The organism is Colwellia sp. BRX8-9 (assembly GCF_014077245.1).
In the GTDB taxonomy this organism is placed as follows: Bacteria; Pseudomonadota; Gammaproteobacteria; order Enterobacterales; family Alteromonadaceae; genus Colwellia_A.
In genome coordinates, this window is record NZ_JACGVN010000008.1 from 179,456 (window position 1) to 195,955 (window position 16,500).

Consider the following 16,500-nt stretch of genomic DNA (forward strand, 5'->3'; position numbering starts at 1 on the left):
ACGCATACTAGCGTATGCGTTTTTTTCTTTAAGGTGTTTATTTTCGTTGATAAACACAAAAATCCACATCAAAACTATTTTTGTCATCGGCACTGAGTTTCACGCTACTGGTTAGTTGCCAATCTTCCACCGTATTATATTCAGGAAACTGAGTATCGCCATCGATATCGGCTTTAATATGAGTAATATAAAGACGGTTAGCGAGGGGTAAACAATGGCTGTAAATAGCACCACCACCAATGACCATCACTTCGTCTACTTCACCCGCTAGCAGTAAAGCTTGCTCGACTGACGTAGCACTGTCTACACCATCAGCTCGGTAGTTTTGGTCACGTGAAATAACAATATTTTGTCTACCTGGTAAAGGACGACCAATAGATTCATAGGTCTTTCGCCCCATAATAATCGGCTTACCTAACGTCGTTTTTTTAAAATAGGCTAAATCAGCCGGTAAGTGCCACGGCATATTATTATCTTTGCCAATAATACGGTTATCAGCATGGGCGACAATCATCGAAAGTAGGGTCATTAACATGGTCTCTCTAAAGGGAATAATTCACTATGTGCTTAATGAAATAACTCATTATTGTTTCACGGGCTTATTTAATATCACTCATCAGGGGATGATAGCGATTTACCCCCTAAAAAAAAAGCTCAAGTAAATTATACTTGGGCTTTTTTATAACAACTAACTAAATGAACAGTGAATAATTACTTACGATATTCAACTTCTACATCGTATTCATCTTCATCCCAGTCTTCGTCACCTAATTCGTCTTCAACGCCGGATACCGCTTCTTCGTGGTAAGTATCCCACTTGAACTCAACCGTTTTATCTTCAGGTGTTTCTTCGATTTCTGGAGGAAGCCCTTCGATAAAAGTCATCACGCCTTGCGTTAGGTCAGCGGTACCAAATTTATTGATAGCAGAGACACTTCGTACTTCGCCAGTCCAATTTAAGCCAGCAACAATACTATCTGTTAGCGCTTTCGCTTCATCTTCTAACATTAAATCAAGCTTGTTAAACACTAACCAGCGCGGTTTAGCAAAAAGTTTTGCTGAATGACGCTCTAATTCACTGATAATAGTTTTAGCGTTTTCAAGCGGATCAGAACCATCGGCAGGCATTACATCAACAAGATGTAATAAAATTCGACAACGCTCTAGATGCTTAAGAAACTGTGTACCTAAGCCTGCGCCTTCTGCTGCGCCTTCAATCAAACCAGGAATATCAGCAATAACAAAACTACGTTGCGTATCTAGGCGAACTACACCTAAGTTAGGCGCCAACGTAGTAAATGGATAATCTGCTACTTTAGGTCGAGCCGCTGAAACACTGCGTATCAAAGTAGACTTACCTGCATTAGGTAAACCTAACAAACCTACATCGGCGAGTAACAATAGCTCAAGCTTGAGACTACGTATTTCGCCCGGTGTGCCATCGGTTTTTTGACGAGGAGCGCGGTTAGTACTACTTTTAAAACGCGTATTGCCTAAACCATGCCAGCCGCCTTTAGCCACTAACATTTTTTGTTCATTGCGGGTTAAGTCACCTAATTGTTCACCGGTGTCTACATCCATAGCACGTGTACCAACAGGTACTTTCAAAATTAAATCTTCTGAACCTTTACCCGTACAATCACGACTTTGACCATTTTGACCGCGCTTAGCACGATGAAAACGCTCGAAGCGGTAATCAATTAAGGTATTCAGGCTTTCGTCAGCCATTAAATAAACGTCACCGCCGTCACCGCCGTCACCACCATTAGGTCCGCCGTATTCAATGTACTTTTCTTTTCGAAAACTTACACAACCGTTGCCGCCGTCTCCGGCCTCAACTCTAATTTCAACTTCATCAACGAATTTCATGGTGCTTTGAAACACTCCAAGATTAAACTATTGCCTTATTATAAGTTATTTTTTGCACTTACGAAAACAAAGTTATTTTTTATACAAAATGAATACCCTTTAAACTAATTAAAGTTACATCATTAAAAGTAAATAAATTTTCAACAACGAGGTGCTTGGTTAAGCAATAGCTGACTATTGGGATTGAAGCAACGAAGTTATTGACTATTTAGGTCATTTAAAAATGAGCCATTAATTAGTGCAATAAGTATTAGATACTCAAGTAATTAAGTATCAAAAAAAAACCCTGCTTAAAGCAGGGTCTTTATTAAGTTTGAGTAACGTTACTAAGCAACAATACTTACAAACTTACGGTTTTTAGGACCTTTAACATCAAATTGTACTTTACCATCAGTTAAAGCAAATAATGTGTGGTCTTTACCAATACCCATGTTTGTTCCAGCGTGGAATTTAGTACCACGTTGACGAACAATAATGTTTCCAGCTAATACAGCTTCGCCACCAAAACGCTTAACACCAAGGCGTTTAGCTTCTGAATCGCGACCATTTCGTGTACTACCTGCAGCTTTCTTATGTGCCATCTTAAATCGCTCCTAATTAGCCGTTAATGCCAGTAATTTTCACTTCAGTGAACCATTGACGATGGCCCGCTTCTTTACGTGAATGCTTACGACGTTTAAATTTAACAATTTTAACTTTATCAGCACGGCCTTGATTTACAATCTCAGCTACTACTTTACCGCCAGCAATGTAAGGCGCGCCTACATTAACTGCTTCGCCGTCAGCGATCATTAAAACGTTATCGAATTCTACTGTTGCACCAATTTCAAGCTCAAGCTTTTCAAGGCGAACTGTTTGTCCTTCAGTTACGCGGTGTTGTTTACCGCCACTTTGGAATACAGCGTACATACCTACTCCGTAAAGCGTCATTTTATTTAGACGCTAGATTTTAAAATATAGGGCGCGAATTCTACGCGAAGATTTTTATTCAGGCAAGTCTAATTCGCATCTATTTCTATTTAATTTACTTATCGATAAACTATTCCGCTACAGCCCTTTATTGCTAAATATTTTCGTGTAAACTCATGCTTCATAAAATCTCTCAAATACAACAACAAAGGTAGCTATAGCCTTCTATGGATATCAAACACATACAAGCCCTCGCTCAAAAAGATATGACAGCGGTAAATAATGTTATTTATTCGCAAATAAATTCTGATGTTGCGTTAATTAATCAGCTTGGCGTTTATATTGTCAATGCCGGTGGAAAACGCATGCGTCCCATGCTAACGGTTCTCGCCGCACGTGCTTTTGGTTATCAAGGTAATGATCATATCTCTATTGCCGCCATTATTGAGTTTATTCACACCGCGACCTTATTACATGATGATGTTGTTGATGAATCAAACATGCGTCGTGGTCGAGAAACTGCTAATGCCCTATTTGGCAATAGCGCCAGCGTACTCGTTGGTGACTTTCTTTATACTCGCTCTTTTCAGATGATGACCAAGTTAGGCAATATGAGAATAATGGATATATTGTCTGATACCACTAACATTGTTGCCGAAGGTGAAGTATTGCAGTTAATGAACTGTAATGACCCTAGCACCACCGAAGAAAGTTATTTTCAGGTTATCTACTGCAAAACAGCGAAACTGTTTGAGGCCGCAACACGTTTAGCAGCAGTTATTGCCGGGCAAGATGAAAAAATTGAAAAAGCGATGCAAGAATACGGTAAATACTTAGGCACGGCTTTTCAATTGGTTGACGATATTATGGACTACACCGCCGATGCTAAAGCGATGGGGAAGAATATTGGTGATGATTTAGCTGAAGGCAAGCCGACTTTACCATTACTTTATGCCATGAAGCACGGTAATGCGCAGCAAAAGCAGCTAATAAGCGACGCTATTGAACATTGCAATGGTATGGAGCATTTAGACGAGATACTCGCTGCAATGGAGCAAACAGGCTCTCTCGTGTACACACAAAAGCAAGCAGAGCGAGAAGCGGATAAAGCCATTGATGCGTTAAAAATATTACCCGAGTCTGAACATAAGCAAGCGCTGATATCTCTGGCCCATATTGCTGCAAATAGAAGCGTATAATCATGAAGACCCATTTCGGCTTTTATCTTAATCTTCTTGCTATTTTGTTATTTATTCCAGGGATATTATTACCGATGTTCTCTTTGAGCATGGATGTTAGCGCCACTATTGCCGGACCTGCGCTGACCTCAGAGTTAATTAACAAAGAGCTTTCCCTGTTAACTACAATTCAAGAGCTGTGGCAGAACGATCGTTTATTAGTGTCTGTGCTCATTTTTATTTTCTCTATTTGCATTCCTTTATTGAAAACGGCTTTAGTGGCTTGGTCTTATTTTAAGAGGAAGACTCAGCTAGAAAGAAAAATTATTAGCTTTGTTGGTGCGATTGGAAAATGGTCAATGGCTGACGTTTTTGTTGTGGCGATATTTTTAGCTGTTTTGTCTACTAACCATGCAGAAACAGCAAGCCAACAAACGTTAAGTATTATGGGCTTTAAACTCAATTTAATGATCAGCAGTGAAACACTGTCGGCTGTCGGCCCTGGTTTTTATTTCTTTTGTGCTTATTGTTTACTGTCATTAGTTGGTACGCAGCTGAGTCAAAGTGGTCTAAACAAAAGCCAGCTTAACGACTAGTCCTATAATCTGTTCATCGATATTATCTGCAACAGCATTATCATTGATTATTTTTAGAGATAAAAAAACCGCTAGTCTTTACAGAGCAGCGGTTTTTTTTTATTGCAAAAACATCAGCCAATAAATATAAATTTACTGCATGAAGCTAATGCTAACGTTCAACAAATTAACCTTTGATGAAGTTAATACCTTCAGTAATGTCAGCTTTCAATGTGTCTAACATATCAACTTTCGCTTTTTCTTCAAAAGCACTTAGTTTACCGTAAGATAAAATTTCGCTAACGCCATTTACGCCTAAACGTACCGGTTGTGCGAAAAATTGTGCATCTTCACCTGCGCCTTCAACGTAAGCGTAATCAACCACATCTTCGCCTTGTAAACCTTTAACTAAAGACATACAAAAACGAGCTGCAGCAGCGCCCATAGATAAAGTAGCAGAACCACCACCGGCTTTAGCGTTAACAACTTCAGTACCTGCGTTTTGAATGCGAGGTGTTAAAGCAGCAATTTCTTCATCAGTAAAAGTAACACCTTCAACTTGTGAAAGAAGTGGTAAAATAGTGGTACCTGAGTGGCCACCAATTACTGGAACTTTAACTTCAGCAACGTTTAAGCCTTTTAATTCAGCAACGAACGCTTCACTACGAATAACATCTAGCGTAGTAATACCAAAGACACGAGCTGCGTCGTAAGTACCTGCTTTTTTGAAGACTTCAGCAACGATAGGAACCGTGCCGTTAACTGGGTTAGTAATAATACCGACTAACGCTTTAGGACAGTTAGCAACAATGCCTTCTGCTAATGTTTTAATAATGCCCGCATTAACCGCGAACAAATCAGCACGATCCATACCTGGCTTACGTGGCATGCCTGCTGGAATTAAAACGATATCAGCGCCTGTTAATGCGTCGCCTAATGCGTCAGCACCAAAACCTTCAACGGTAACAGCTGTAGGTATGTGTGATAAATCAACAGCAACACCTGGAACAACTGGTGCTACGTCATACAAAGATAGCTCAGAACCCGCTGGTAATTGAGTTTTTAATAATAATGATAACGCTTGGCCAATTCCGCCAGCAGCGCCTAAAACAGCAACTTTCATTTGATGTCTCCGGTAGTTAAAGAATATTTGAGTAAATACGTAAATTTTCGTGCCCAAAAGATATAGCATCGGCCACTAAAAAACAATTAATATTAAACTATATATGGCATTAGGATACCGTATAATACTTTTAATGAAATAATACTTAGGTCTTACTTCCTCATCATTAAGAATTTAAGATTAAAAAAAGTGTAGTAGAAAAATAATAAAGAGTACCGTTAAATTATGACAGTTTCACAAAAACAAGAAGCATTAACACAAGCTTTTAAAGATTTATTAAAGCAAGAGCAGTTTGGTTCTCAAGGCGATATAGTTGATGCGTTGAAGAAACAAGGTTTTGATAATATCAGCCAGTCAAAGGTTTCACGTATGCTCAGTAAATATGGCGCAGTTCGCACCCGCAACGCTCGCCAAGAAATGGTTTATTGTTTACCAGCTGAACTAGGCGTTCCCACAGCGAAAAGCCCTTTACGCCAACTAGTGATAGATATTGAATACAATGAAGTCATGATTATTGTTAGAACAAGCCCCGGCGCTGCCCAGTTAATCGCTCGCTTACTTGATAGCTTAAGTAAAAGCGATGGAGTACTGGGTACGATTGCCGGTGATGATACTATTTTTATTGCCCCAACCCATGTTGGACAAATAAAAGAAACCATTGCTAAATTAGAGTTACTTTTTTCAAGAAACTTAAATTAAGCTGAGTTCGAAGACAGTGAGCCATAGTAACATCGCGATTTTACCGGTTTATTAAAGTGCCAACTTAGCTAAAAAATTCAAACTTGGTGCAAAAAAAGATGCGCCAGTTTCTGCTTGGGTATATTTAAGTAGATGATCAAAATGACCATGAGCATCACTTTGAATCATGGCTTTTAACATCATCTCAAATGGCTCAGGCGAGCGGCAATAAGAAACAAAAAACAAGCCCTGTAACTTCATATCACCATACGGCATACTTTGTCGTACTATTTCGATAGCGTTACCGTCTTCGTCTTTAAGGTTTACTCGCTTAGTATGCGCGGTCGCTGGTTTATTTTCATTGGAATATTCTTCATTATCCAGTTTTGTTCGTCCAAAAATATCTTCTTGGTCTTTAACCTTTAAGTTATCCCATAAGTTCAAGTTATGGCGATAACGTTGAATATGTAAATAACTGCCTGCTGCAAACTCTTCACTCTCTTCATTCGCAATTAGCGCAACTTTGCGGCGGTGTGAACCTTGTGGGTTTTCTGTGCCATCAACAAAGCCCGTTAAATCACGACCATCAAGAAACCTAAAGGCACGCACTTGCTCAGCCAGTTCAACGCTGTTGGCTAATAAAGCACAAACCTTGGTACTAACAATATGATTAACGTCTGCACGGTCGCTTCTTATTTCGATATAAAGATCATAACTATCAGCAGGAGCTGCGCGATCATCACATTCAAGCGCGGAAAAAGGCTTTAAATTTTTAGGTCTTCCTTGTGGATACAACTCATCCCAATAGTTAGCACCGATAGCAATAACACCAGCTAAGTTAGATTCTGAAAAACGATCTGCGTAATGATCGAATAAGGCAGGTAATCGAGAAAGTGCGTGACGAACATGAGCATTTTTATCATCTAAAACATTAAACATCAGATAATAACCGTGCAAACTAGGTTCTGCGCAAATACCGAATTGTTCTCTTGCCATCAAAATTCCCAAAAATGTAATGTATATTAATATTTCAATTTTACACAGTTTCTTAAAATTCACAGTAAATCATTTACGATAATAAAATAAGATAAAACCGTGTTGCTTTTTACAGCTATGCCAACGCACTTTTATTAGTATCGGCGCAAGTACTGATAATTTCTGTGCAGCTAAAAGTATTAGCCTTTATCTTGTACATAAAAAAACAGCCCTGAGGCTGTTTTATGATTTATCTTGTTAATATAGATAACACTAGTTGGTATTAAGTAAATTCAGGGTAAGCTTCCATACCACAATCTGATTTATCCATACCTTGATACTCTTCTTCTTCAGTTACACGAATACCCATAACTTTCTTAAGTACATACCAGACCACAAAACTTGCACTAAATACCCAGACAAAGATGGTTGCTGCACCGATTAATTGTCCACTAAAGCTTGAAGCAGGGTTAGTAAGAGGAACAAGCAGTAAACCAAACAAACCAACGACACCATGTACTGAGATAGCACCGACTGGATCATCTATTTTCAGTTTATCTAAACCAACCACTGACAAGACAACGATGACACCAGCGACCATACCAAACAAGGTTGCTTGCAATGCCGTGGGTGTTGAAGGCTCAGCAGTAATAGCGACTAATCCCGCTAATGCCCCGTTTAATGTCATGGTTAAATCTGCTTTTTTAAATAATAATTTCGCAAAAATTAACGCGGCAATAGCGCCACCAGCGGCCGCTGCATTGGTATTTAAAAAGACCATAGCAACTGAATGTGAACTGTTAATATCAGCAAGCTTTAAAACTGAACCACCGTTAAAGCCAAACCAACCCATCCATAAAATAAATGTGCCTAATGTCGCCATAGGTAAGTTAGCACCTGGAATGGCATTAATACGACCATCTGCTCCATATTTACCCTTACGTGCGCCAAGTAACAAGACACCCGCTAATGCTGCTGATGCACCTGCCATGTGGACAATACCCGAGCCAGCAAAATCAGAAAAACCTAAGTCACCTAGGGTATACAAACCAAAGACAGCATTACCGCCCCAAGTCCAGCTACCTTCAAGTGGATAAATAACGGCAGTTAACACAACGGTAAAAATAAGGAATGCCCATAATTTCATGCGTTCAGCGACGGCACCAGAAACAATCGACATCGCTGTTGCAACAAAGACCACTTGAAAGAAGAAATCAGACGCTTTGGAATATATAGCTCCGCCATTAAAACCATCTTCACGGCCAGAAAATTCTTTTAATACCGCATCAGCATCGATTGTTTCGATGCCAGATAAGAAGAAACCACCACCGTACATAATTTCGTAACCGCAGGCCAAATACATCATGCAAGCAATAGCATAAAGCGCGACGTTTTTAGTCAAAATTTCTGTGGTATTTTTTGCACGCACTAAACCGGCTTCTAACATAGAGAAACCCGCGGCCATCCACATAACAAGAGCACCACATATCAAGAAATAGAAAGTGTCCATTGCATACTGTAATTGAAAAATATTTTGTTCCATGATTTACCCCTTAAATAGCTTCAACATCTTGCTCACCAGTACGAATACGTACAGCTTGCTGTAAGTCATAGACAAATATTTTACCATCGCCAATTTTACCTGTGTGCGCCGACTCGGTAATTGCTTTGACTAAGCGTTCAACAACATCATCATTGACAGCAATTTCAAGTTTCACTTTCGGTAAAAAGTCCACTTGATACTCAGCACCACGATACAGTTCGGTATGACCTTTTTGTCGTCCAAAACCTTTTACTTCACTGACGGTTAGTCCTTCAACACCAATTTCAGAAATTGCTTCTCTGACATCATCCAGTTTGAAAGGTTTTATTATTGCGTTAACCATTTTCATTATGTTTAGCCTTATTTATGATTTGTACATAACAATACAAATGTTATGCCAAAGACTAAAACACTTAATATTCATAAACTTAAGGTAAATAATAAAAAAAAGGCTATTTAAAAGCACTTCGTTGGTGCATGAAATTTTATCAATGACAGTAATTGGTGCATGATTTAATGATCACCGCCACTTAAGTTGAGAATTCACGGCAACTTGAGAATTTATTTTGGAATTTTGTTTATGTTCAATGTTAAAATTTATATCGACACATACAAAGTGAAGCTAATTACACTGGGTAAATACTTCTAGATAGGCCCATATGTGGGTTCCTGTTTATTTCTAATTTTTTTGCTGCACGGTTAAGCTCTGCAAAAGTGTGTTTATTAAATAATGATAAAGATAAATCTAGAGATAATATAAGAAGCTAAGTGATCACATAGAAATAAGCTTAGACGTGCAAACCACCTTTGCTGTTGCCACAGACTGTGTGAATAGTTAACGTTCCGCGTTAGAGATATTATGACCGCAATATCGGAACTCCAGTCATAGACTTTTGATTTTTTAGCGGAAGTTCTGAGACCGAAGCGGTCAAAAATGGTGGCTAATATTCACCTCTATTTAAATCGGCTTAGATACGAAAGCGGAAGTTCCGCCATAGATAAAAATATAAGTCTTTTGATGATGACTTCTGTCATTGAGTCATTAAATCTGAATGAGAACAAAGCCACCATAGCAGAAACTCGACAGGAATTATTTTGGGGTTTAAAAAGAAAAAACATACTCAAGTAGTGCTAATTATTTAGTGACGATAGTCAGAAGTTTTTATTCACATGGCATAACAACGGATACTTAATCCTATGGTAGTGATTCTGAATGAAAACCACGGTTAATAAATCAATAGGTGTCGAAATTTTTTACCGTTAAAATATTACCAATCAGTAGAAACAAAAAAACACCAATCATTACAATTGATGTTCTCTAGAATCAGGTTTAAAAAACTATATTAAGATTGTTTCTTAAATCTACGTGATGCTAAACCAATCATTCCTAATGCAAATATGGCAAGTGTAGATGGTTCAGGCACAGCCACTGAGCTCGAAAATACCTGTATCTCACGGTAACTTGCCTTGCTGTTCTCGATGTTTGTTGATCTTAGTGTTAGGTAAGCGCTCGTGACGGGGGTGTTAAATGTAAGCCAGAAGGAATCGACGCCGTTATTCGTCCCTCCACTAGTCGTACTGACATTCCAAGCTCCTAGGGTTGTCCCCGTATCGTCAATTAGCTTATAACTACCATCGTCTCGATTGCTGTAACCGTTATAAATTGCGATTCCACCTAATAACGTGTCTGCACCGAATGCCAATCGAAGATCGCCATTAGAATGTAACGCATACAAGCCATCACTTGTAATACCGATGCCAATATCGCCGTCATTTAAATTGGAAAGAGCATAGTTTCCTCCGCTGTTTGGCGCTGTAGCCGTGTAAGCCAAAAGCGTGCCACCTAAACCGCCTGCGACATCCTGATTTGCTGTAGTATCCCCACCTGATTCAACCTGACTAGCACTTAATGTGATGTTTGATGTATTCGTAAAAATCAACCCTGCATTTGCAACATTAACTAAACAAGTGGCAGCCAAAAGCGATCCAGTCAAGCTTGATTTTAAAAATTTAAATTTCATTTGGTATTTCCATATCACGTTAATTGAAATGCCCATAAGAGGACAATTTATTCCTGAGGTAAGGACTTCAGATCAAAAAAACTCAACACGGGAAGCGCTTAGAATTAGAAAATAGGAAGAGACCGCTGTCTATTATGTGTATTAAAGCACGATTTATACCGTTATATAATTATATCTAAAATACAATACGTTAGTTGAAGTTACATTTATTTAATATGAGAAAGGGTAAAGAATTCTGACACTTTACTTGGATAAAAATACCAAAAACACATAACTTAAGGAGTAATTCACAATTTCAATAGTGTCAAATCAAAGTCAGTCAAGTCTCATTCATTCGTATAACCTCATCTCGCTGAAATTTGATGACACCCCTGACCGTCTGCTTATGGCTAGCAGTTGCGCTAAGGCTCAATTAATGCCTAACGACGGCAAAGATACGGTAGCGGACGTTAGCAGTAATTGATGTTTAAGCTGTTTATAGTGTTCAATCTATCCTGTTCCTGACAGAGAGATAAGCCATCATTGCCAACACTCGACGGGAATCATTTGGTGTTAAAATCATAATTTAGGCTTAAGCAGTGTTAATTATTTAAATGTAATCGTCAGAAGTCTTTGTTTATATGGCATAACAAAGGATACTTAATCCTATGGTGATGGTTTTACGATGAAACAACCTGATTTACCAACCACCAGAAACAAAAAAAACACCAATCATGACAATTGATGTTTTATCGCAAAAAGTTTTATAAAACTATATTAATATTGTTTCTTAAATCGACGTGATGCTAAACCAATCATTCCTAATGCAAAAATAGCAAGTGTCGAAGGTTCTGGGACATCTGTAATGTCTCGAACAAAAAATGCACCTACGGCTTCATGTCTTGTATATGTTACTCCCCACGAATCCCCATTTGTGTTTATGGCGGCTCTGCCCGACGTCTGTAGACGTGCCAAATACGCATTACCATCGTTATCGGCATCTGACTGTAATCCGTGGATGTCACTTCGCCCACCGAAATTAGCAGGTGACCCGCCTAGCATATTATACAAACGTTGTGACGCTAATTGGCTTGCTGCATTTGCGCTTGAGCTATCTCCTAAATCGTATATGTTATTGTAATCATTAATATACAAGATTCCGGCATTTTTATATAAATTAAATATTTCAACCGTAGATGCCAAACGGAAACCTGCATCGCTCCATTGATTCGTCCCACTCAACAGCTGGAGATTCATTCCCACGAATATGGATACATCTAGCCATTCTTGATTGCTGGTGGTGTCTATTGTGATGAGACCATCGTTCAGAGCGACGTAATCTTTCGTTATTAAACCTGCATTTGCAATATTTAAAAAACAACTAACCGAAAAAATTAAACCAGTAATTGCCGTTCTTAAAACCTTAAATTTCATTTTTATTTTCCTTTTAATCCATTTTCCATAAATTTATGGTCGGTAGTTAAAATTGTACATATTAGCGATACGTTCTTTAATACAACAATCATGCAAAAAAAAAAAACATCTAATATATCAACATGATGGTAATTTACGCAATATTTAATTTAGTAACACTGTAAAACAACCTGACACCAAAAACGCATCAACAAGTTGAATTTATTACAAAATTTTAAAAACATCAGTTTAAGTTGTTTTTAATATAAAAACATAATTAGAGGATTGAATTTCACCGTCAACTAGAGATAAATCATCGTAACAATCGGGTTTAAACCACCTAAAACGAGTGTTTTAGTAGTGTAATGGATTAAAACTGAGTGGTGCTAATTATTATAATTCACCACTTAAACCACACTACACAACAGTAATTTCAATACTTACCTACCACCTAGCAACTGACTTGTAATCAGTTGGTTTGAATTGTTATCCGTTGGTATTACTACAAACTCAATCTGTTGATTTTAAGTAATAAATCATTCTAAAGTATATTAATGAATTTCGAGTGAAACATGATAATAATATTTGATATATGCGTCTATCGGAGTTTTATCCGTTGTTAGTGAATTTAGGTATTAGTAAAGCGAACTTTGATTTATTATTTAGTTAACGGTAAATTTAGCCCCATAGTCAACATCTGGATTTAAACTCCACTATCGGCTTTGAATTTCAACAGCCTACAAACATGAAATACATATTAGTGAAAATTTTCCTTAATATGCTCATGACTTCACAAAAGCTAAAGTCAGCTATTGCCACAAAGAAGACATTAGCACTAAAAGGCTAAAGTTAATTTCGGATTAGTTTTTGTATCGATAACGCCCTACTAAGCGGCGATAAATTGTTGGCTAAAATTGCGAGGAACGAAGCTAGCCAACTGTTTAGCGTCCGTCTTGAGTAGCTTGTTAGGCAAATTATTCACCCATATTGATTTTAAAGCAGTTATCTCTATCTATTTCTAAATTGGAAAAATCGCCGTTAATCGATGCAGACGTAAAGTTTATAGAACTTAAGTTTGGCCTATTAGTAAATCCAATATTTAACTTTACCGTTCCTACGGCAAAACAAAGTACGTCATTTTCAATGTGATAAACTGTACCAGATTTACCTGCATTTTCAGGATCCGCAAAAATCAATTCATGCCCTGTAGTTCCGTCTTTATTTATGACTTGATAACCTAAACGCATAGGGTAATGTGAATTAACATCATGACTTCTATTTGCCAGTGTTTCACAATTAGAATCATCATAAACTGCCCACCCAATACCACTATAACCACCAGAATCAAATTCAATAACTACTTTATGATATTGGTCATCACTAGGATCCATATTCTCTAAGCATTGTTGATATTCTATAACTGAAGGAAAGATATTTTGGGCTAGTTTCTTAGATTCAGTATCTTCATCACAAGCACTTAAAATAATAATTAGTAAACACACAGCTACTCTATTCACACTGCATCCTTGTAAAGTTGCCTAACGCCCCATTAAGAGGCTTTTAATTATTGGTTAAAATGTGAAGCGAAGCGGAACCTAACCAACAGTTAAAAGTCCTGCTTGAATGGCTTGTTATGTACATTTTATTGACCCGAAAAATCTCTATGAACTGTTACGACTATTTGTCCATCAGTAACTACTGGATTAAAATTAATGCTATCATTTTTATCATACCAACTTTGTTCTTGAATAACTTTTGAAAGCATTGCGCCTAAATACATACTATTAGACTCATCTGCTGTCATTTTTAATTTACACGCTGTAGTTTTACAAGAAAGGGACTGTATATCAAATCCATACTTGTCATCATTCTGAACTAATTCTCTAACATTTTGTTCGTATTCATAAGCCCATTCATGGTCAACTTCTTCTTGTTCAAACTCTTCATCAACATCTTGGCGAGAGTCATAATTACTTTCATCAATAATTTTTTTTGAAAAAGCCTGTAAATTCACCATCTCATCCTCAGATAGAGATTCTTCTTTTACTAAAACATCAATAGCTTCGACTTTCTCAGAATCCTTTAAATCAGTTTTTGCTACGATTAGCATTCCTTTAAATAGAAGAAATTCATTCTGCAGATTACTGAGAAGTATATTTGACTGCTCTAATTTAATTGAGTTTTTTTTATTTAATTTTTTCAAATCATTGATTATTAAATTCAATTCGTTTTTTTCTTTTTCCAGTAATTTAACAGTAACTTTTTCTGACATTAAATCATTGTACAAATATCCACCTAAGCAAACTAAAGTACTTATAATTACTGCATATACAACATTAAGCTTTTCCATTAAACATCCTTATTAAATTTAGTATGATCAGATATCTTGTCACATTCACTATCAAGTGACTCATACGATATGTACATAACGCCCACTTAAGCGGACAAAAATTGTTGGTTAAAATGTGAAGCGAAGCGGAACCTAACCAACTGTTTTTGTTCCGTTTGAAGTGCTTGTTAGGTAAGTTTAACACCACACTTTTTGCATTTATCTATTTTCCAACCAGAACCAGCTAACTTATTACAGCTAGGACAAAAAGATTGATAATAAGCTAAAAAAATAAAAACTAAACCTATACTTTGAATAATAAGCGCAAAGTAATCTGTGCGTAAAGGAAGAATTGAAAAGGTTAAATCGTAATAATTGATTATTAAAGCAGGAATCCAAAACGCCATAGCAATTAATGAATACATGATTCTTTTTTTATGCTGAATGTGAAACTTTTCTACGAAATCCATTTACTTACCTAACGCCCCATTAAGAGGCAAATAATAGTTGGCTAAAATAAGCGACGAAGGAGCAAATAGCCAACTGTTATTTGTCCTGCTTGAATGGCTTGTTATGTGTATTTACTTTGGAGCATGAGCAAAAAGTAAATATTTAGGTGCATAACCTTTAAATGTGACACTACCGGATATGTGCAACATAAAACCGACAACAGTAAAACCTAAAATGAAACCAAATTCAAATTGTTCCGTAAACAATGCAAACGTAAGACCTATTCCTGCAATTAATGAGCAAATAAAAATAAAGCATGCCAAACATCTTACGAATAAGCCTAGTTTTATAACATCTAATTCAGTTGGATACTTCATATTATCGATACACATAACGCTCCATTAAGAGGCAAATGATAGTTGGCTAAAATAAGCGACGAAGGAGCAAATAGCCAACTGTTATTTGTCCTGCTTGAATGGCTTGTTACAAGGATTTACAACCACTAGAAACCAAATCAATAACTTTTAATAACTCTGATATTTTATCGTAATTTTCTGGTTCGCCGACTCCAATGGAAATATAATCAGTGTTATAGCTAGAAACTGACTCATCTGAATTTGAATTCATTAAAACAACTTTTTTTACAGGACTATTTTCAAATAAGTTTAAATCGATTACATCTCCCCAACTTTGATAGCTATGTCCATCCTCAGATGTTACGTGCGCAGAAGTAAAAGTTGTATTTTTAAAGTTATTTTTAAAATCAACTAAGACAAAAGTTTTTACGCTATAGAACCCTTTTCTCTTGCTTACTTCACTAGACCATTCTGAAATGAACTCAGCTTTACACGGTTCGATAATATTGAGAGTGATTTTCGAATTTTTTTGAAAGATAGTATGAGATAAAACTTGGTCTAATTTTTCAAAGTTTGTCGGAGTTTGTTGCTCCTCTGCTTTTGATGAAAAACACCCTAAAAGCATGATAGTTAGACTTAACAGGAAAACATTCTGCATACTTCGACGATCCTTGTAACAGTTTATTATGGAGACTTCTCAGTAATGTCCGTCCCATAAATATTATTTAATTGACATTAATATCCCATAATTTCATAGCTTTAGGAAATACAAATTTTATATTTTTGTCAGAACTTGGATATTACTGAGACTTCGCAGTAATATCCAATATAAAATTCGAGGTTATTACACATAAAATCAATGGATTAGGATATCATCTGGGTGTTTTTAGATTATTACTAAGACTTCTCAGTAATAAGACACGAATAATTGATTAGAAAATATATCGCAAATATTTTGAAGCTAACTTCCGCTTAGCGCCTTGAGTTCAAATGATGGATGCAACACATAGATTAAAATTCTCTGCTGGTGTTTCATATTCTAACGTCTTTCTTGGTCTTTCGTTAAGTCTTCTCGCAACACTGCTTAACTTTTGTTGGCTGT

The 16,500-nt window shown here is 37.0% G+C and carries 18 protein-coding genes; 3 read left to right on the forward strand and 15 right to left on the reverse strand.

Features of this window, described 5'->3' with window-relative positions; genetic code table 11:
• Positions 1-37: 37 nt before the first annotated feature.
• From folA to rplU, 4 genes are all read right to left on the reverse strand, one after another.
• Positions 38-529 carry a type 3 dihydrofolate reductase gene (gene folA / locus H4J70_RS09150; protein ID WP_182221736.1) on the reverse strand — a complete coding sequence of 164 codons (492 nt, stop codon included), beginning with the start codon at positions 527-529 and terminating at the stop codon, positions 38-40.
• 182 nt (positions 530-711) lie between these two features.
• On the reverse strand, positions 712-1,869 hold the full coding sequence (gene cgtA, locus H4J70_RS09155) for an Obg family GTPase CgtA (RefSeq protein ID WP_070375739.1): 1,158 nt from the start codon (positions 1,867-1,869) through the stop codon (positions 712-714).
• Between the two features lie 326 nt (positions 1,870-2,195).
• Positions 2,196-2,450, reverse strand: coding sequence for a 50S ribosomal protein L27 (rpmA, locus tag H4J70_RS09160; RefSeq protein WP_070375738.1), 255 nt, complete (start codon positions 2,448-2,450; stop codon positions 2,196-2,198).
• A gap of 16 nt (positions 2,451-2,466) precedes the next feature.
• Positions 2,467-2,778 carry a 50S ribosomal protein L21 gene (rplU, locus tag H4J70_RS09165; protein WP_070375737.1) on the reverse strand — a complete coding sequence of 104 codons (312 nt, stop codon included), beginning with the start codon at positions 2,776-2,778 and terminating at the stop codon, positions 2,467-2,469.
• A 227-nt stretch (positions 2,779-3,005) separates the two neighbouring features.
• Between rplU and ispB the strand changes: the two genes are divergently transcribed.
• Together ispB and H4J70_RS09175 are read left to right on the forward strand one after the other, a co-directional pair.
• The gene (gene ispB, locus H4J70_RS09170) at positions 3,006-3,977 is read left to right on the forward strand and encodes an octaprenyl diphosphate synthase (RefSeq protein ID WP_182221735.1); all 972 of its coding nucleotides are present in this window, start codon (positions 3,006-3,008) and stop codon (positions 3,975-3,977) included.
• Between the two features lie 2 nt (positions 3,978-3,979).
• Positions 3,980-4,552 carry a paraquat-inducible protein A gene (locus tag H4J70_RS09175; RefSeq protein WP_182221734.1) on the forward strand — a complete coding sequence of 191 codons (573 nt, stop codon included), beginning with the start codon at positions 3,980-3,982 and terminating at the stop codon, positions 4,550-4,552.
• 166 nt (positions 4,553-4,718) lie between these two features.
• Here the strand turns inward: H4J70_RS09175 and mdh are convergent, their stop codons facing one another.
• Positions 4,719-5,654 carry a malate dehydrogenase gene (gene mdh / locus H4J70_RS09180; protein WP_182213758.1) on the reverse strand — a complete coding sequence of 312 codons (936 nt, stop codon included), beginning with the start codon at positions 5,652-5,654 and terminating at the stop codon, positions 4,719-4,721.
• A 225-nt stretch (positions 5,655-5,879) separates the two neighbouring features.
• On the opposite strand from mdh, the gene argR reads away from it, so the two are divergent.
• A complete protein-coding gene (argR, locus tag H4J70_RS09185; protein WP_070375733.1) occupies positions 5,880-6,353 on the forward strand; it encodes a transcriptional regulator ArgR in 474 nt (157 codons plus the stop codon).
• Positions 6,354-6,404: 51 nt separating this feature from the next.
• Here argR and H4J70_RS09190 read toward each other — a convergent pair whose 3' ends face one another.
• The 10 genes from H4J70_RS09190 to H4J70_RS09235 all read right to left on the reverse strand — a co-directional run bounded on the left by H4J70_RS09190 (position 6,405) and on the right by H4J70_RS09235 (position 16,056).
• Positions 6,405-7,328 (reverse strand): Dyp-type peroxidase, encoded by a 924-nt coding sequence (locus H4J70_RS09190; RefSeq protein WP_182213759.1) that lies wholly within the window; start codon positions 7,326-7,328, stop codon positions 6,405-6,407.
• A gap of 262 nt (positions 7,329-7,590) precedes the next feature.
• Positions 7,591-8,850: an ammonium transporter gene (locus H4J70_RS09195; protein WP_182213761.1), complete on the reverse strand. Its 1,260-nt coding sequence runs from the start codon at positions 8,848-8,850 to the stop codon at positions 7,591-7,593.
• A gap of 10 nt (positions 8,851-8,860) precedes the next feature.
• Positions 8,861-9,199, reverse strand: a complete 339-nt coding sequence (locus tag H4J70_RS09200; RefSeq protein ID WP_070375731.1) for a P-II family nitrogen regulator — start codon at positions 9,197-9,199, stop codon at positions 8,861-8,863.
• A 994-nt stretch (positions 9,200-10,193) separates the two neighbouring features.
• Positions 10,194-10,871, reverse strand: a complete 678-nt coding sequence (locus H4J70_RS09205; RefSeq protein ID WP_182250969.1) for a PEP-CTERM sorting domain-containing protein — start codon at positions 10,869-10,871, stop codon at positions 10,194-10,196.
• Between the two features lie 756 nt (positions 10,872-11,627).
• Positions 11,628-12,284, reverse strand: coding sequence for a PEP-CTERM sorting domain-containing protein (locus H4J70_RS20680; RefSeq protein ID WP_259366457.1), 657 nt, complete (start codon positions 12,282-12,284; stop codon positions 11,628-11,630).
• Positions 12,285-13,237: 953 nt separating this feature from the next.
• Positions 13,238-13,780 carry a hypothetical protein gene (locus tag H4J70_RS09215; RefSeq protein WP_182250970.1) on the reverse strand — a complete coding sequence of 181 codons (543 nt, stop codon included), beginning with the start codon at positions 13,778-13,780 and terminating at the stop codon, positions 13,238-13,240.
• Between the two features lie 125 nt (positions 13,781-13,905).
• Positions 13,906-14,613, reverse strand: a complete 708-nt coding sequence (locus H4J70_RS09220; RefSeq protein ID WP_182217113.1) for a hypothetical protein — start codon at positions 14,611-14,613, stop codon at positions 13,906-13,908.
• A 167-nt stretch (positions 14,614-14,780) separates the two neighbouring features.
• Entirely contained in the window at positions 14,781-15,062 is a 282-nt protein-coding gene (locus tag H4J70_RS09225) for a hypothetical protein (RefSeq protein ID WP_182223076.1), read from the reverse strand.
• A gap of 111 nt (positions 15,063-15,173) precedes the next feature.
• The gene (locus H4J70_RS09230) at positions 15,174-15,434 is read right to left on the reverse strand and encodes a hypothetical protein (protein WP_182250971.1); all 261 of its coding nucleotides are present in this window, start codon (positions 15,432-15,434) and stop codon (positions 15,174-15,176) included.
• A gap of 91 nt (positions 15,435-15,525) precedes the next feature.
• Positions 15,526-16,056: a hypothetical protein gene (locus tag H4J70_RS09235; RefSeq protein WP_182223042.1), complete on the reverse strand. Its 531-nt coding sequence runs from the start codon at positions 16,054-16,056 to the stop codon at positions 15,526-15,528.
• Positions 16,057-16,500 lie beyond the last annotated feature (444 nt).

Excerpts from the sequence above, each read along its gene's own strand:
- rpmA (WP_070375738.1), bottom strand. The coding sequence starts at position 2,450 with ATGGCACATAAGAAAGCTGCAGGTAGTACACGAAATGGTCGCGATTCA.
- argR (WP_070375733.1), top strand. The coding sequence starts at position 5,880 with ATGACAGTTTCACAAAAACAAGAAGCATTAACACAAGCTTTTAAAGAT.
- H4J70_RS09205 (WP_182250969.1), bottom strand. The coding sequence starts at position 10,871 with ATGAAATTTAAATTTTTAAAATCAAGCTTGACTGGATCGCTTTTGGCT.
- H4J70_RS20680 (WP_259366457.1), bottom strand. The coding sequence starts at position 12,284 with ATGAAATTTAAGGTTTTAAGAACGGCAATTACTGGTTTAATTTTTTCG.
- H4J70_RS09175 (WP_182221734.1), top strand. The coding sequence starts at position 3,980 with ATGAAGACCCATTTCGGCTTTTATCTTAATCTTCTTGCTATTTTGTTA.
- H4J70_RS09225 (WP_182223076.1), bottom strand. The coding sequence starts at position 15,062 with ATGGATTTCGTAGAAAAGTTTCACATTCAGCATAAAAAAAGAATCATG.
- folA (WP_182221736.1), bottom strand. The coding sequence starts at position 529 with ATGACCCTACTTTCGATGATTGTCGCCCATGCTGATAACCGTATTATT.
- H4J70_RS09220 (WP_182217113.1), bottom strand. The coding sequence starts at position 14,613 with ATGGAAAAGCTTAATGTTGTATATGCAGTAATTATAAGTACTTTAGTT.
- H4J70_RS09230 (WP_182250971.1), bottom strand. The coding sequence starts at position 15,434 with ATGTGTATCGATAATATGAAGTATCCAACTGAATTAGATGTTATAAAA.
- ispB (WP_182221735.1), top strand. The coding sequence starts at position 3,006 with ATGGATATCAAACACATACAAGCCCTCGCTCAAAAAGATATGACAGCG.
- H4J70_RS09190 (WP_182213759.1), bottom strand. The coding sequence starts at position 7,328 with ATGGCAAGAGAACAATTCGGTATTTGCGCAGAACCTAGTTTGCACGGT.
- mdh (WP_182213758.1), bottom strand. The coding sequence starts at position 5,654 with ATGAAAGTTGCTGTTTTAGGCGCTGCTGGCGGAATTGGCCAAGCGTTA.
- H4J70_RS09235 (WP_182223042.1), bottom strand. The coding sequence starts at position 16,056 with ATGCAGAATGTTTTCCTGTTAAGTCTAACTATCATGCTTTTAGGGTGT.
- rplU (WP_070375737.1), bottom strand. The coding sequence starts at position 2,778 with ATGTACGCTGTATTCCAAAGTGGCGGTAAACAACACCGCGTAACTGAA.
- cgtA (WP_070375739.1), bottom strand. The coding sequence starts at position 1,869 with ATGAAATTCGTTGATGAAGTTGAAATTAGAGTTGAGGCCGGAGACGGC.
- H4J70_RS09200 (WP_070375731.1), bottom strand. The coding sequence starts at position 9,199 with ATGAAAATGGTTAACGCAATAATAAAACCTTTCAAACTGGATGATGTC.
- H4J70_RS09195 (WP_182213761.1), bottom strand. The coding sequence starts at position 8,850 with ATGGAACAAAATATTTTTCAATTACAGTATGCAATGGACACTTTCTAT.